This is a genomic window from Butyricimonas hominis (assembly GCF_014287455.1).
GTDB classification, from domain to species: Bacteria; Bacteroidota; Bacteroidia; order Bacteroidales; family Marinifilaceae; genus Butyricimonas; species Butyricimonas muris.
The window spans coordinates 1-674 of record NZ_JACOOH010000064.1 but is presented as its reverse complement, the minus strand read 5'-3'; the positions used below and the strand labels follow the sequence as shown (position 1 = coordinate 674).

Sequence of the window (674 nt, the reverse complement as noted above, 5' to 3'; positions counted from 1 at the left end):
CGGGCGTAGATTTGCGTAGTTTCTATGTTTGTGTGTCCCAGCATCTTGGACACCGTTTCAATGGGTACGCCCTTTGACAGCGTGGTGGTCGTGGCGAACGTGTGCCGGGCAAGGTGGAATGTCAGGTTCTTTTTAATACCGCATATATCGGCAATCTCTTTCAAGTAGGCGTTTAGCTTCTGATTGCTGATTACGGGAAGTATCTTGCCGTCCGGCAACTTGCCCTTGTACTTCTTCAAAATCATCTTGGGAATATCCAGCAGGGGGACATTCACGTCCGTGTTGGTCTTTACCCGCTTGGTGATTATCCAAAGGTTGCCGTCAAAAGACTTTTGGATATTCTCCTGCCGCAAATTGGCGACATCGCTGTATGCCAGACCGCAGAAACAGGAAAAGACGAACAAGTCCCTGACGTGTTCCAGCCGTTCGGAAACCATTTTCTTTTTAAGGATAATTTTAATCTCGTCCTCTGTCAGATAACCCCTGTCCACTTTTTCCAGCCGGATTTTGTAGCTGGCGAAAGGGTCGCCCACCAGTATGCCGTTGTTACGGGCGATGATGATGATACGCTTGAAGAACTGCATGAACTTGGCGGTGGTGTTGTAGCCGCACTTGCAGGCGGTACGCAAATACAACTCAAAATCGGTAATGAACATCGGGCTTATCTCCTTTAT

1 protein-coding gene is annotated in these 674 nt (G+C 48.4%); it reads right to left on the bottom strand.

What is annotated here, in order from left to right:
• Positions 1-674, bottom strand: a 674-nt coding sequence (locus H8S64_RS23005) for a site-specific integrase (RefSeq protein WP_186978742.1), incomplete at both ends; no start/stop codon positions are given.